Raw genomic sequence first — 14,483 nt, 5'->3', positions numbered from 1 at the left:
TTTTATTCGCTCTAATTATTCTTCTATGCTTTTTTCCTCTTAACCTACAATATGTTTTTGTTTCAAAAATGCTTTCCCGTCACGGAGATATTCCAAAGGGGTTCCCGGCGCATATTCTAAAATCAATTCACAGTCCGGATGAATATCATTTAAAGCATCTAAAATGTCATCCCAATTGATTTTTCCCTTTCCAATTGGGAGATGTTCATCTGCTTCCCCAAAATTATCATGAATATGAAGCCCGAATAATCTACCTTTTACAGCATGGATAACATTAGGTATATTCCAGTTATCTAACTGCGCATGCCCAATATCAATTAAATAACCAGCTGTTTCATCTATCTCATCTAGAAAATGAACAAATTCCTCTTCACTAAAAAGAGCACTCCCTTGGTAACCGACATTTTCAACAGCAAGTTGTACACCTAAAGGTTTAGCAATATCGCATAATTGTTTGATATATGCAGCAGATCGTTGTTGTGCCTGCTTTTTATCAAAAACTGGAGAAAAGCAAAACCCTGGATGAATCACTACATGTTTCGCACCAATCATTCCGGCAAATTCAATTGCTTTTTTATATTCATCAAATGCCGTCTTTCTAACAGCTTTATTTTCACTTGTTAAATTAATATCCCAAGCTGGAGGATGAACACTAAAATCGACAGGAAGTTTTCTTAATTCTTCTGCCAGTACTTCAAAAATATCTTCCATATCATTCCAAGCTTGTCCATCCATCATCAATTCAATCTTATCTGCCCCACAATCAATCAATTGATGAGTATTTGTTAGAATATCCTCATTCAATAAAATTAAATCGGAATATGTGATTTGATTATTCATTATACATTCACCTTTCTCTCATTAGAATATGTGTTATCATCTTCCATTTCTAACCCTTGGGGATAACCAATATTTCTTTCCGTGTCTTTATCAAAGAAATGAATTTTCTCCATAACAGGACAAACATATACATCCTGGCCATGTGTCCAATTCTTACTCTCACTCATTGCGATAATTTCCTGTCCTTCCACATTTATATATACACCATAGTTATTCCCCTGATTTTCAATATATTTCACTTGGCCCCGAACTCCTTTTTGAGAAGATACAGGTGATAATTCAATATGTTCTGGTCGAATACCGAATAGTAGCTGATTCGTTCCTTTCTGGTTCACATACTGTTTCCACATCTCATTTAGTAAGAAAGATTGACTCCCTATATTGACTGCGCCATGGTCATATTCTATATTCAAAATATTTGCTGGTGGAGAACCAATAAATTTAGCAGTAAATACATTAGCAGGCCGATGATATACATTATCAGGTGTATCGATCATTTGTAATTCCCCGTTGTACATCAGCACAATCCGATCAGCAAATGTGGTTGCTTCTATCTGATCATGTGTTACATAAACAATGGTCTGGCCAAACATTTCATGAATTTTCATTAGCTCCTTACGTGCAGAAACCCGAAGCTGCGCATCTAAATTAGATAATGGTTCATCCAGAAGGAAAAAATCACTTCTATTCACCGTTGCACGAGCCAGCGCTACCCGTTGTCGTTGCCCACCTGAAAGCTGTTTTGGCAAACGATTTTCATACCCTTTCAGCTGGAGCATTTCCAGTACAAAATCAAGCCGCCGTTTTATTTCTTTCTTTTCAACCTTTTTGACTTTCAAGGCATACATAATATTCTGTTTCACGGTCATATGCGGATATAAAGCGTAATTTTGGAATACCATTGAAACATTTCGTTTTCCACTTGGCGTATCGTTTACCCTTTGTCCATTCATATATAAATTTCCTGACGTTATTTCTTCCAGCCCAGCAATCATTCTTAATATAGTTGACTTCCCGCATCCAGAAGGACCGAGCAAGATTAATCGTTCTCCTTCTCTCACCGTAAAAGTCAAATCCTTTACTACTTCTGTGTCACCATATACCTTCCTTACATTCTCAAATTTTATTTCCTTCACTACATTCCCCTCCATTACTTAATACCAGATGACGTAAACGTTCCAATAATATACTTTTGGAATGACAAATATAAAATAAGTGGAATAATCATTGTAATCACGGATACGGCCATTGCGACGGTGAAATTAGTTCCACCTTCAGAGCTAATGAACATTTGCAATGCTAAAGGTAACGTAAAATTCTCTGTTGTCTTTAAAATAAGCACAGGCCATACAAACTCATTCCATGTACTAATAAAGAACCAAATACCAACAGAAGTGACTGCTGGCCGCACGAGCGGCAATACAATATCTTTCATAATTCTTCCATGGCTCATATTATCCAGCCTCGCTACTTCAATCAGAGAAAGGGGAATATTTTTCATCGATTGGCGAATCAGGAAAATCCCCACGGCATCTGCCAACTGTGGAAGAATAACCCCCCAAACATTATCAAGCATTCCTAAATTTGAAATGATTAGATAGTTTGGTATCATCGTTACCGTAAAAGGTATAAAAATAGTACCAATTAGTAGAAAATACAGAATGTCTTTTCCTCTAAACGAAAAATAAACAAAAGCATACGCTGCTAAAAAGGCGGTAACTAATTTAAAAATGGTAGCAACTGTAGCAACTACAAATGTATTCCATGTAATTTGAAAAATCGGCAACGTATCAAATAACGTTATATAATTTTCCAAAGTGGCATGGATTGGAATGATATTTAGAACGTTATTATACGCATCCTGTAATGGTTTAAAGGACATCCCAATCGCATAGATAACTGGTAAAATCATAATCAGGATCGTTATTATGAAAATAATATGCCAAACATTTTCTACACGCCGATTAATTTTCATAATAAACCCCCCGCTCTACATATCTAAATTCAAGAAACAGCAGTAATAAAAATAACGCCATGGTAATAATGGATATAGCTGCTGAATGTCCAGTACGATAAACAACAAAAGCTTCATGGTAAGCATGATAAATCAAATTAGAACTCGCGTAATCCGGACCGCCTTGTGAAATAACTTTTACGGGGGTAAACACATATTGCAAGCTCTGAACAATGGTGATAATAAATACATATATCCCTGTTGCACTACTCATCGGCAAAATAATTTGGAAGAATATACGTACGAGCGAAACGTTATCCATCCTTGCTGCTTCAATGATTTCTCTGGATATCCCATTAATGGATGCATATAAAAGGATGAAATTGTATCCAAAAACCTTCCAGGATGTAATCAAACTCAACACAACAATGATCCAGCCTTCTGCCTTTGTCCAATTAGGAATTTCCAAGCCAAACCAGTTAAATAAAATAGCTACAGGACCTGAAACCGGATTTAATATCCAAGTGAATAAAATAGAGCCTACTACAAGCGAAATAAATGCTGGTAAAAACAAAGCTCCTTTATAAAAGTTTTTATATTTACGCAGTACAAGATCAATCACAAATGCAAAAATATATGGAATGACGCAATTAATGATTAACAGTAATACAATATAGAGGAACGTATTTCCTAAGATACGATAGGTCCTTGGATCGCTAAGAACTTCCGTATAGTTTTTTAACCCAACAAACTCTTTAGTGGGACTAATCATATTCCATTCAAAAAAACTTAAATATATGGTGTAGATAAATGGCCAAAAGGTAAAAACAGCAAAAATAATAATTGAAGGGATGAGCAACAAGTAACCAAACGCATTCTCTCTGTTAATATGCAGTTTTCCCTTTGCCGCAGTTAACGAACTCATTTTATCGTTCCTCCACTTACTTCAGTTTTTAAAGAAATCGGAAGAAGGTTGTCCCTCTTCCGAAGCCTTTTTACATAGTTATGGCAGTAAAGCATTGATTTCATCTTGTGTTGTTTTCAATCCTTCTTCTGGAGAAATGCTCCCTTCTAATAGCTGTTCCCGTAAGTCAAGCAACATTTGCTCTGCTTGCAATCCAGCATTACCAGGGAAAGAAGCCCAAGGAACCACCCCATCCATCTGATTGATTGCAGGAGTCATCATTTCATTTTCTTCTAAATAAGTTTTTAACCCATTTTCTGCTTCCGCTACATCATGGCGTGGCGGTACATAGCCTGTCCCTTTCGTCCATTCAGCCATTGCTTCTACGCTATATAGATAACTCATAAACTCCCACGCAGCTTTTTGTTCCTCTTCCTCTTGAGCAGTAATAGCAAGCATCGCTCCTCCAGCAGGAAGCCTTACTTCCTTTCCTTCCCATGCAGGTGATTCTACTGCTGCGACATCAAACTGTGCATTATCCTGAATATTGGAGCGCTGCGCAATCGTTGTATAAGTCATTGCTACACTCCCATCGATAAAGCTCTGCACACCTTGATCCCAGCCTATATGCAATGCCGTCTCATCTTCTACAATCATATCTGTAAGGAACTGATATGCTTCAATTCCTTCTTCGGATGCAAATGCTGCTTGTCCATCTTCAATAAACGATGCCCCATTACTTTCAAGCAAAGCTTGTGTTGCCCAGTTATCAGCAGGTTCTTGAAAATAAAGTCCGTAATTTCCTGTTTCCTCCTTAATCACCTTAGAAAATTCCTTTACCTCTTCCCATGTCTGTGGTCCATCTTCATCCAGTCCTGCTTCCCTTAACATATCTTTATTAATATATAAAACGGGTGTACTGAGAGAATAAGGAATACCTACCTGTTCTCCATCTGCATTCTTCGCAAGATCCATTACATTTGGCAGGAAATGATCTTCCAAAAATGTTGCATCATCTGGAAAATGTTCATCAATTACATGTTGCGGAGGAGTATACTCAAAATTTTCAGAGAAATAATCCATAAAAGCCCACCCGATTTGTACAACAGCCGGCGAATTACCCGCAGCAGCTTCAGCTTGCATATTCTGCATCAGGCCTTTATACATATCCGGATTATATTTAGCGACAACCTCTACGGTATCACTTTGGGCATTAAATTCTTCCACAAGCTCTGTAACAGTTTGTCCTCCTTGTGTTTCCGCGTTAACATGCCAATACTCAATAACTGTTTTTCCATCTTCGTTACTTTCATTTCCTGCAGCTTCACTATTACATGCAGTAAGGAAAGATATAAGAATGATAAATATAGCTATTTGCAACCACCGTTTCATTTATTTTCCTCCATTCATTTTGTTTTGTATTCCTTCCAAAAGAGATAAGTTCTTATATGACTTAAAGCACCATATTTTTAACAAAGATTAATAAGAAATCCCCTCCATTTGCCCGCCATTTAATTAACACTTAGCCATTAAAAACGAATCAAAATGTATTATATGTACACTATTAATAACTCTATCTATATGTTTTTAGGCTACACAACTGGCTGCAAAGATTGTTTATTTCATTTTCACTACTGATTGTAACGTTCAATTATTAATAAGAGATAAAGGTATTGTAAACAATTATTAATCTTCTTTTAAATAAAATTAAAACGGATTAAGCAGCATAAGCGCCATATCCGTTTTATATTGGTTACTTTATTCTTTTTTAGCATTGCATTTTCTCATCTCTTAAAAATAAGGCTAAGAATTCTCTTTTTGTGCTTGCAATAAAAAAACAGGGTATCTATATCTTGGAATTGATACAGAAACCCTGCTTCTCTTTTACTTAATCAAATATATATAGTACTTGACTTTATCAAATAAATACATTTAATATCATCGCAAATCCAAAAGCAACGAAGGCAAGGATGGTTTCCATCACTGTCCATGTTTTAAATGTTTCCTTTACCGTTAATCCCATGTACTCTTTAACGAGCCAGAATCCAGCATCATTTACATGTGACAGCATTAAAGAACCTGCGCCAGTTACAATAACAAGTAATTCCAGATTTACTCCGGTCATATTCGCAACGACAGGAGATACAATTCCGGCTGACGTCGTTAAAGCAACCGTCGCTGAACCTGTTGCTACTCTGATTAACCCTGCAACCAAAAAGGCAAGGACAAGTGGCGATAAGGAAATCTGTTCAGCCATGGAAGCAATTGCTTCGCCGACACCGCTATCAATGAGGATTTGCTTAAATCCGCCTCCAGCACCGATAATAAGAATAATAGAAGCCAGCGGCAGCAGGCATTCGTCTGTTAACTTTTTAAGCAGATTTCGATTCATTCCCTGGCGGTATCCCAAGAAATAATATGCTGCGAAAACAGAAATTAACAATGCAATTACGGGACTGCCGATAAATAAGAAGAACTGCTCTATCAATCCTGTCATTGGCAGGTATGGTGCAAATACAGTTAAACCCATCAGTATAACTGGTAATAAAATAATAAAGAAGGAAATACCAGTGCTTGGCAGTTCATTATTTGTTTTTGTTTCTACACGGATTAATTCCGGTTCACCAACAGGAACCACACGTTTGTGAATCCATTTTGCAAAAACAGGTCCGCCAATAACGGCTGTTGGAAAAGCGATCAGCAAGGAATAAAGTAATACCTGTCCCATGTCTGCTCCATAAATTCCAATCGCTGTCATTGCTCCCGGGTGAGGAGGAACAAGACCATGCACAATGGATAAACCTGCAAGAATCGGAATTCCAATTAACAAAATGTTCTGTTTCGTTGATTTACGTATTGAGATGGCCAATGGAAGTAAAATAACCAGACCAACTTCAAAAAATACTGGAATCCCGATGATAAAACCGGATAATAACATAGCCCACGGGAGCTTATTTGAACCAAATCTTTTCGTAAAGAAGTCGGCTACCTGCATCCCGGCGCCAGAGTCAGACATCATTTTTCCCAGAATCGTTCCCAAAGCTAATATCCCAATGAGGTGTCCCAGCACATCCCCTACACCTGCTTCATATGCGTCGACGATCTCTCCCATTTGCAGCCCTGAAAATATTGCCAGAAACAGACCGGCTACTGTTAAACTAATAAATGCATGCCATTTCCACCATGACACTCCTAAAATAACTATAATGATAGAGACAACCGTTATCCCTAATAAATATAACTCCATTCTTTTTCCTCCTAAGCAATCGCTTACAACTACACCTCTAAAATAAAACTTTTTTTAAAGGCGAATTCACCCGTCTCTTACCAGTGTATGAAGCGCGTCATTTATTGATTGAAATCATTATAAGTAACCGTATAATTATGCTTGGAAGTATGATAGTATCCTTCACTGTATTCCAATACCTTCCCCTTAGCATCACTGGATTTCCGCATTCTTTTTAATACCATGGCGTCCTTTTCCAGATTCAATATTTCACTGACATGTTCTGGCGCAGCAGATATCGTGAATTCATCACGAAACGATTCCAAGCGAATATTATTTTCCTCTAAAAAGCGATATAAAGAATTAATTTGAATATCCACTGTATCCACGGCAAGATCCAATAAAATATAATGGGTAAAGTAAATATACGGCTCATGATTTAATAAATAAATGCGATCTACTTTCAAGCATTTTTCTCCAAAATAGGAATATAATGGCATTTCAGAAGACAAGTTGATGCTATCTATGCTGATAATCTTTTTAGTAATGTGATAGCCTTCTTCCACCAATATTTCTGTAAAACGCTTCCCTTTAGAAAGTTTGGCATTTGCAACATTTGCAATCACTTTTGTCCCGACACCACTTCTTTTTTCAAGATACCCTTCTTGAACCAGCTCTTTGATCGCATTTCTTATCGTAATCTTACTTACACGAAACTCTTTTTCTAATTGAGGTTCCGAGGGAATAATGGTATGAATAGCATATTCACCATGTAATATCCGGTCCTTTAATATTTCTTTGATTTGTAAATATAGCGGTCCGTTTCTCTTCATAACATTCATTCCCTCCCCTCTCCTTCACTTAACGTTTTACGTCTCCTACTGTTCCGGACATAGCAGCTAATATCTCCGCTTCTGTTGACATTGGCGTATCTCCGACAATCGTACATGCAAGCATGCCTGCAGCTGCTGCAAATTCGACTGTTTTTTCTGGTGTATAATCAGATAATTCCCCATGCAGGATTCCACTTGTATACGCATCCCCAGCGCCAATACGATCATATACAGAAAAGGTAATATTTCTAGAAAACACAAATTCTTCTGCTGTATACATATAGCCTTTTAAGGAATGTGTATTATCGGTATTAATTCCCCGGTGTGTACCTGCAATCGTTTGAATATGATACTTTTCTGCTACTTTCGGAATTAATTCCTGCAGCTGCTCTTCTCTTTCTGTCTTTTCCGTTTCCATCCCTAATATATACATTGCATCTTTTTCATTCATCATCACGATATCCGCTAAGGAAAGCATATCCTCATAATGCGGTTTTGCTTCCTCATAACCCCCATCCCATAAAGAAGGACGATAATTACAGTCAAAGCAAACTTTTCCGCCTTTTTCTTTTACCAATTTAGCCAAGGTCTTCATACTTGTACGAACTTTATCTGTCATTGCCAGGCTAATTCCACAAAAATGGATAACGTCCGTATTGGCTGCAATCGAATCGAGATCATAATCAGAAATATCCGCTGTATTAAATGTGCTCTCTAATCGATTAGTATAGGTGACACGGCTGGATCGCTGCCCAAAACCATTTTCCAAAAAGTACATTCCAATATATTTGCCGTTTCTTGCAATAAAATCACGCTCTATTCCTAAGCGCTGCAGGAAGGATATTGCTGCATCTCCCAAAGGATTATCCGGCAATTTTGTAACAAGATATCCACGGTGTCCAAGCTTTGTCATAGCAGAAGCAACATTTACCCCTGTGCCCGAAAAGGAATACTGTAAATTGTTTGCCTGCGTGAGTAATTCGTATCCAGGTACTTGCAAACGCATCATTACTTCGCCAAATGAAACAATATTCTTAGACATATTTATCAACCAATTCTTTACTGATAGCTAAAAGCTTTCTAACATCTTCCACATTGGTTTTTCCGGTTTCTTTGTTAATAATAGAAGAATAAACATGAGGAATTACTTTAGGCACTTTTGCTTCTAATGCAATCTCTAAAATTTGGGCGAAGTTATCCAAATCAATACCGCCTGTTGGCTCTAATGCAAATCCTTCTTCGCCGCAAGCGGCAGCAACTGCACGAAATTCTTCTTCCGTTTGCAATCCTTTCATTGGAAAGTATTTCAATGCATTTCCGCCCATATCACGGACAAGTGCAATAGCGGATTTAACTGGTACAATAGCAGTCTCATCAGCTTCTGCGCTAACTGGGCCAGTAGAAATATTTACATACCCCACCTTACCTGTCGGCGATACAAGTGCGTTAATCCAGCTATCCTTTTCTCCTAAATTAGCTCGGGTTGCCCCTACAGCAGGGAAGACCTGATTAATATGAGAACCCGCGTAATCCTTGGTAATATCAGCAACAACCGCTGCTTGTCTGTTATCACCAGCACCTAAGCCAATAGAAACAGCATCCTCAATCGCTTCTCCGTATTCCTTCATTGCAGTAACAGCTGCGTCCACTGTTGGATAATCCTTAGAAAGTACACCTACCAGTACATGCCCCTCCGCTGCGTCAAAGACTTCCTTTGCATTTTCAATACTATTGGCTAACACGTTTAATGCGACTCTATTTTTATAAAAGCGATCGTTTATATGCATTATTTATTTCCTCCTAAAATAGATTTTAATTCCGATTCAATTACGTGAATGTCATCCCCTTGTAATGGACGGGGATCAATATCAAAGAAGCCTTGACGAATTCCATAATCACGCGTATAGATCGCTATATCCCCATGACGAAGCTTGTCATTTACCTCTTTCGCAGTAGTTCCTGTCACAGTGGAATCAATTTGAATCCGTGCTCTGAAAATAGCGCGTCCTGCTTCATCCTGTACAACTGTCACGGTTACACCATCAATGGTATTTAGTGATTGCAATACTTCTAAGCTTCTCTTTTCAGCGTCACTATGATCTTTTTTCACAAAATACTCATCTAATGCCTGTAACAATCCAAATGTCGTTTCCTTCCCAACCTTCATACTTCTTCCAATATAATGCAGCTGTGTTTTTACCCACTCCACATAGTCTTTCTTTCCAGCTACAATACCAGATGTTGGACCTTCAATAGCTTTCGATCCACTATAAATCGCTAAATCTGCAATCTGTACATATTTTTTCAAATCTTCCTCTGCTGCTGCATCAACGATTAGCGGTACATTATTTTCCTGTGCAACTTCCCAGGCTTCTTCCACTGAGATCATATTTTTTTGGACAGCATGATGAGATTTTACAAATAAAACAGCCGCTGTATAATTATTGATAGCATCTGCAATATGCTCTCTTCTTCCTTCATTCGCATAGCCTGTTTCTACAAGCTTTCCGCCACCAAGCGCAACCATGGTTTCTACCGGTGCACCATATTGCACATTATGTCCTTTTAACATGACAATTTCATTTTTGAGAATATCTTCCTGATGTAGCTTCTCACTCTTTCGGCGATTTCCTTCCGTTACCATCGCTGCAACAGAAAGAGCGATCCCACTAGAAGCAGAATTAACAACAACAGCAGCTTCTGATTGAAGCAGCCCAGCAATATGTGCTCCCGCTTTATCCACTAGATCTGCAATCTCAACATAATTCTGTCCACCGGATTTCATCGCTTCCATTACGGAGTCTGTCGGAGCAGAAACACCCAAAATACTCATTCTTCCACTTGCATTAATCACTCGCTTCAAACCGTACTTAGCATTCATTGTATTCGCCATTAATTACCACTCCTTTAACTTCCACTCTTTGGTCTGTTTTCCTGTGCTCCCCTTCTGAATCCACCAAATCGATTGTTTCATCTTCTTCTATAGAAAATAGGGTAAGATTTGCAATATCTCCTTTAGAAATACGGCCCAGCTCTGGTTTATTCAACCATGCTGCAGCATGAACAGTGACAGCATCAATGACTTCTTTTAAGGAATATCCTAAACATAGAAACTTATTTAACACACTTGCCATATTGTAGACCGGCCCATACAATCGGTTTTTCCGATAAATGTCTGTGCTGATCGTGTTAAAGTGGATTCCGTGTTTCTTCGCTTGCTCAGCAGTCTTAAAAGAAAAGCTGGCATTACCATGACCAACATCTAAATGAACACCACGTTCCATTGCTTTTAAGAATTTAGGAAGCGGTTTTCCTTCCTCATCAAATAAATTATTAGATTTTCCATTTAAGAAATGTGTAATAACATCCTTCTTCTCTAGTAAGTCCAATACATCGTTAATATCTGGAGGTCCTGATCCAATGTGGACCATTAGCGGTAAATTTGTCTCCTTGGAAAATTCACGTGCTATTTTTAAAGGCTCTATATCATTACCTCCCACTACACTGTTGCTAATCCGTGCTTTTAATCCAACAATAAAATCATTGTTCTCTTTAGCAGCGCGCTTTAATTCCTCTTTATTCAGCAGTGACAAGTCCGATAATTCATCTACTCTTTTCAAACCAATACGTGAAATATTCAGGAAAGCGAATACATTCGTCTTAGACTTTTTGGAATTTCCAGCTAAATCATGAATCCGGTCAGCTCCAGTACTTCCCGCATCAACAATTGTTGTTACTCCTGTTTTATAGCCAATCTCATCAATATCGTCTCCATACGGATCGAATTCTGGAAAGGCATGCACATGCATATCAATCCAACCGCTAGAAACATACACTTTATTTTTATAATCAATTATATGCTCACCAGTTGCTGTTCCTGATGAAGCTATGTCAATAATTCTTCTATTCTCTACAACAATATCCACAGAAGTTCCATCTAACATTTTTAGATTCCGCAGAACTACATTGTCTGCCATTTCCATCATCCCTTTAGTCAGCCTTCGTTGTTTAAATTATAACAGGATAAACATTTCATTATATTTGTGCTTGTTTAACTCTGTGTGAAATAGATTAACATTAATTTTTTATTTAGTCAATATAACGTTATAATGTTTAGATTTTGAAATTAGATTCCTCATCTTTCAAATCAATTTGGAGTTAATTATTTTAATACAAAATACTTTTACACTTAATTTCTTTACAAATACTTATGATGATTCATAAATTCACTTAAGATTTTTATCGTCAAAATCACTTATCTATTAAATGAAGTTCACTTTTAATTCACGATCGATATAAAGGAAAATTTTCCTTTATATCGATATAATTTATTAAAAAAGAAAAATTTCTCTTAAAAATACTTCCATTTCATTTGCTTTTATATTAGAATGTACTCATTAACAAAATTTACAGAAAAGGTGGAATAAATAGTGACACATGAAAAAAGTAGAATTACAGACTTTAATATGAACTTTTTTAGCTTAAAAGGGAAAACTGCAGTTGTAACCGGAGGAAACTCCGGTTTAGGACAAGGCTTTGCCCTTGCTCTAGCCAAAGCAGGAGCAGATATATTTGCAGTCAGTATGGCCGAGGACAATGATGAAACAAAAAAGCTAATTGAAAATGAAGGAGTAAAGTATCATTTAATGATTGCTGATATCACTCAAGATGGCGAGTGTAAAAAAGTTGCTGATAAATGTATAGAAACATTCGGTAAAATAGATATTCTCTTAAATAATGCCGGGATCAATATCAATGAACCAGACGTAACAAAATTCACCCGTCTACAGTGGGACAAAATGGTTTCTGTAAATTTGACTGCTCCATTTGAATTAGCTAGCGAAGTCGCAAAACATATGATTAAACAAAATAGCGGGAAAATAATTAATACTTGTTCTCTATTCTCTTTTTTAGGTGGACAATGGTCACCAGCCTATGCAGCTACAAAACATGGTTTAGCCGGCTTCACTAAAGCATATTGTGATGAACTAGCGCAATTCAATATTCAAGTTAACGGAATTGCTCCCGGTTATTTTAAGACGGATGTCACTAAAGCTACTAGAGAAAATCCAGAAACAAATCAAAAAGTATTAAGTCATATTCCAGCTAATAGATGGGGAAACATTCTTGATTTAATGGGGACGATGGTATTTTTATCCTCTGAAGCTTCAAATTATGTAAACGGTACCCTAGTAACTGTAGATGGAGGTTATCTAGTTAGATAACAAAAAATAAAGGAGAATAATTTATGAATAAACAATTATTAAAAGATTTGCAAGCAATTATTTCAGAAGATCAAATTGTTACTAATGATGAGGAATTATATGATGCATCAGCTGATCGTTATAAAAAATACGCAAAGGCAAAACGTGTATTAGATGTACCAGCACCTATTGCCATTGTTTATCCTCACACAACGAAAGAAGTAAAAACTCTATTAACTTTTTGCAATAAGAACGGGATTAATGTCATTCCACGAAGCGGGAAAACTGCTACAGAAGGTGGCCTGGAAAATTGGAAAGAATCTACAGTTGTCATTGATGGTTCACAGATGAATCAAATAATAAACATTGATACCTATAACATGCAAGCCACCGTACAATCAGGGGTGAAGCTTCAAACATTAGAGGATGAACTGCGTAAATCAGGGTACACCACAGGACACTCTCCACAATCAAAACCAGTGGCGCAAATGGGTGGACTAGTATCCACACGAAGCATTGGTCAGTTCTCCACTTTATACGGAGCGATTGAAGATATGGTTGTAGGTTTAGAATGTGTTTTTCCAGAAGGACATGTATCTAAAATTAAAAATGTTCCGAGACGTTCTGGCGGTCCAGATATAAGACATATAGCAATTGGAAATGAAGGATCACTCTGCTATATTACCGAAGTTACTATAAAAATTTTCAAATATATCCCTGAAAACAATACCTTTCATGGTTATTTATTAGAGGATATGGAAACTGGCATTAGTATTTTAAGAGAAGTAATGGTTAATGGATTTAAGCCTTCCGTAGCTCGTGTCTACTCAGAAGAAGACGCAAAACAACATTTTAACCATTTCTATAAAGAAAAATGTGTTTTGATATTTATGACAGAAGGACCTAAGGGAATTGTGGAAGCTACAAATGAAGGAATTAATCAAGCCATCGAGAAGTTCCGATCAGGCGTGATTGAAAAAGTTGATAATAGCATAATAGAAAACTGGTTCAATAACTTGAATTGGGAACAAAGCAGAATCGATGAAGAAATACAAGAAATGGTAGAACATAATTCTCATGATGGATTTACTACGGAAGTATCTGCAGATTGGGAAAATATTATTAAAATTTATAATAACGTTATTCATCGTATCAGAAATGAGTTTGATAGAGCAGATGAATTAACAATGCTGGGAGGACATTCTTCCCATAGTTATCTCAACGGGACAAATATGTATTTTGTTTATAATTACACAATAAATTGTGAACCTGAAGATGAAATGCTTATATATCACCATCCTATTCATGAAATCATCATTGAAGAAACCTTAAAATTAGGTGGCTCTATGTGTCATCATCACGGCATAGGTAAATATCGTTCCGAATGGACAAAAGATGAGCATGGTTCAGCATATTTCATGTTAGAAAAGTTAAAGGAAGCCTTTGACCCTAATGAAATTATGAACTACGGAACAATTTTTCCAAAAGAAAATGAAATTAAGAAATACATCCGCGATTAAGG

The 14,483-nt window shown here is 37.0% G+C and carries 13 protein-coding genes; 2 read left to right on the top strand and 11 right to left on the bottom strand.

Features of this window, described 5'->3' with window-relative positions; genetic code table 11:
* Positions 1-39 precede the first annotated feature (39 nt).
* The 11 genes from BN986_RS01665 to BN986_RS01615 all read right to left on the bottom strand — a co-directional run bounded on the left by BN986_RS01665 (position 40) and on the right by BN986_RS01615 (position 11,734).
* Positions 40-840 (bottom strand): sugar phosphate isomerase/epimerase family protein, encoded by an 801-nt coding sequence (locus tag BN986_RS01665; RefSeq protein ID WP_040977908.1) that lies wholly within the window; start codon positions 838-840, stop codon positions 40-42.
* A complete protein-coding gene (locus BN986_RS01660; RefSeq protein WP_040977907.1) occupies positions 840-1,976 on the bottom strand; it encodes an ABC transporter ATP-binding protein in 1,137 nt (378 codons plus the stop codon). Before BN986_RS01660 ends, BN986_RS01665 begins: the two co-directional genes overlap by 1 nt.
* Positions 1,977-1,990: 14 nt before the next feature.
* A complete protein-coding gene (locus BN986_RS01655; protein ID WP_040977906.1) occupies positions 1,991-2,815 on the bottom strand; it encodes a carbohydrate ABC transporter permease in 825 nt (274 codons plus the stop codon).
* A complete protein-coding gene (locus BN986_RS01650; protein ID WP_052400573.1) occupies positions 2,805-3,719 on the bottom strand; it encodes a carbohydrate ABC transporter permease in 915 nt (304 codons plus the stop codon). Before BN986_RS01650 ends, BN986_RS01655 begins: the two co-directional genes overlap by 11 nt.
* A 78-nt stretch (positions 3,720-3,797) precedes the next feature.
* A complete protein-coding gene (locus tag BN986_RS01645; protein ID WP_040977905.1) occupies positions 3,798-5,090 on the bottom strand; it encodes an ABC transporter substrate-binding protein in 1,293 nt (430 codons plus the stop codon).
* A 526-nt stretch (positions 5,091-5,616) separates the two neighbouring features.
* Positions 5,617-6,945 carry a GntP family permease gene (locus BN986_RS01640; protein ID WP_040977904.1) on the bottom strand — a complete coding sequence of 443 codons (1,329 nt, stop codon included), beginning with the start codon at positions 6,943-6,945 and terminating at the stop codon, positions 5,617-5,619.
* Between the two features lie 101 nt (positions 6,946-7,046).
* Positions 7,047-7,766, bottom strand: coding sequence for a GntR family transcriptional regulator (locus tag BN986_RS01635; protein ID WP_040977903.1), 720 nt, complete (start codon positions 7,764-7,766; stop codon positions 7,047-7,049).
* A gap of 19 nt (positions 7,767-7,785) precedes the next feature.
* Entirely contained in the window at positions 7,786-8,799 is a 1,014-nt protein-coding gene (locus BN986_RS01630; protein ID WP_040977902.1) for a sugar kinase, read from the bottom strand.
* A complete protein-coding gene (gene dagF, locus BN986_RS01625; protein ID WP_392392222.1) occupies positions 8,792-9,544 on the bottom strand; it encodes a 2-dehydro-3-deoxy-phosphogluconate aldolase in 753 nt (250 codons plus the stop codon). Before dagF ends, BN986_RS01630 begins: the two co-directional genes overlap by 8 nt.
* On the bottom strand, positions 9,544-10,650 hold the full coding sequence (locus tag BN986_RS01620) for a DgaE family pyridoxal phosphate-dependent ammonia lyase (protein WP_040977900.1): 1,107 nt from the start codon (positions 10,648-10,650) through the stop codon (positions 9,544-9,546). The genes dagF and BN986_RS01620 overlap by 1 nt, the downstream gene beginning before the upstream one ends.
* Complete coding sequence (locus tag BN986_RS01615; protein WP_040977899.1) at positions 10,628-11,734, bottom strand: amidohydrolase/deacetylase family metallohydrolase; 1,107 nt, start codon at positions 11,732-11,734, stop codon at positions 10,628-10,630. Before BN986_RS01615 ends, BN986_RS01620 begins: the two co-directional genes overlap by 23 nt.
* 489 nt (positions 11,735-12,223) lie before the next feature.
* Here BN986_RS01615 and BN986_RS01610 point away from each other — a divergent pair, with 489 nt between their 5' ends.
* Positions 12,224-12,982, top strand: a complete 759-nt coding sequence (locus tag BN986_RS01610; RefSeq protein ID WP_040979108.1) for an SDR family oxidoreductase — start codon at positions 12,224-12,226, stop codon at positions 12,980-12,982.
* 23 nt (positions 12,983-13,005) lie between these two features.
* The gene (locus BN986_RS01605) at positions 13,006-14,481 is read left to right on the top strand and encodes an FAD-binding oxidoreductase (RefSeq protein WP_040977898.1); all 1,476 of its coding nucleotides are present in this window, start codon (positions 13,006-13,008) and stop codon (positions 14,479-14,481) included.
* The last annotated feature ends 2 nt before the right edge of the window (positions 14,482-14,483 follow it).

The sequence above is a fragment of the Oceanobacillus jeddahensis genome (assembly GCF_000750635.1).
Classification (GTDB): domain Bacteria; phylum Bacillota; class Bacilli; order Bacillales; family Amphibacillaceae; genus Oceanobacillus; species Oceanobacillus jeddahense.
This window is presented reverse-complemented; position numbering and strand designations above follow the sequence as displayed.